The sequence below is a fragment of the Poseidonocella sp. HB161398 genome (assembly GCF_005870025.1).
In the GTDB taxonomy this organism is placed as follows: Bacteria; Pseudomonadota; Alphaproteobacteria; order Rhodobacterales; family Rhodobacteraceae; genus Mangrovicoccus.
On sequence record NZ_VATA01000220.1, the window covers coordinates 1 to 1,400 of the forward strand.

The 1,400-nt window shown below is 65.9% G+C and carries 1 pseudogene; it reads left to right on the forward strand.

The features are described from left to right. Nucleotides 1–49: 49 nt before the first annotated feature. Nucleotides 50–1,115, forward strand: a pseudogene (locus FGX59_RS36885) (IS110 family transposase). The last annotated feature ends 285 nt before the right edge of the window (nucleotides 1,116–1,400 follow it).

The window sequence follows — 1,400 nt, forward strand, 5'->3', positions numbered from 1 at the left end:
ATCTCGCATGCCATGATGGTTCCATCGGAACCGAACGGAGGGCACGTCAATGACGACGACGATCAGCATGCTGGCAATCGACCTGGCGAAGGGCAGCTTCCAGGTCTGCGCTGTTGGGCCGGAGGGGACGGTTCTATGCAACCGAAGTTTGTCGCGGACGCGTCTGGCGACGCTTCTCGCCGAGCAGCCCGTGTGCGTCGTTGCGATGGAGGCCTGCGCTGCGTCGCATCACTGGGGCCGGGTGGCACAACGGCACGGCCACGAGGTTCGGCCACGAGGTTCGGCTTGTCCCGGCGGCCTACGTGAAGCCGTTCGTGAAGCGTCAGAAAAACGACAATGCGGACGCGGAGGCCATCGCGGAGGCGGCCTTGCGCCCGACCATGCGCTTCGTGGCGGTGAAGAGCGCCGAGACCCAGGGGCGCGCGGTCGCATTCCGGACGCATCAATGTCTGGTCCGGCAACGCACGCAGCTCGTCAACGCGCTTCGAGGACATCTGGCCGAGTTTGGCCTTGTGGCGCCGAAGGGACCGGCGAGCCTGAAGATGCTGGAGAACGCGCTGGAAGACGAGGCCACGGACCTGCCACGCCCGGTTCGGGAGATGGGCACGATTTACCTCGGCCAAATCGCGCGGCTCGCCGAGGCGATCAAACAACTGGCGGACGAGCTCGAGGCGGCATCGAAGACAGATGCACAGCTGCGACGGTTGTGCACCATCCCCGGGATCGGCCCGGTCACCGCTGGCGCGGTCTCGGCGTTCGCGCCGGACCTCGACACATTCGCCAGCGGGCGAAACTTCGCAGCGTGGCTCGGCCTGGTGCCCCGGCAGAGGTCCACCGGTGGCAAGACCAAGCTGGGTTCGGTCAGCAAGATGGGCCAGACTGACATCCGCCGCCTGCTGATCGTCGGCGCCATGAGCGTGATCCGGTGGGTAGTTCGAAAAGGCGGAAGCCCGAACCGCGGGCTCGCCGCTCTTGTGGCGCGCAAGCCGAAGATGGTCGCCGCCGTCGCGCTGGCCAACAGCGAGCGGTGACGCGCCATCGGTCCGAGCGCACTGCGAGCGGCCCGCATGATCTGGGCCATGACCACGAAGCAGGAAGACTACAGGATGGCGTGACCCAGGCTCGGGACGGGCGAGGGCACGGCATGGCCGCAAGGCCGGGGCGAGAGATCGACGAGGAGTAAGCGACACGGACTTCGAAGTTCAAGGCAGGGCAATTCAGGCCCGGGGCTCGAGCGCTTGCAGCTCTCTGAACCTATGTGAACCCAGCCTTCCGAACAGCATACCGGCCCGTGGTGTCGTTGAAAGCCACGCTCAGAGGCCTGACACACGTCCGATCGAAGACCCCGCCGAAAGACCGAAGATATCGCTTGCCAAACAGGGGGCATCCACACACGCGCC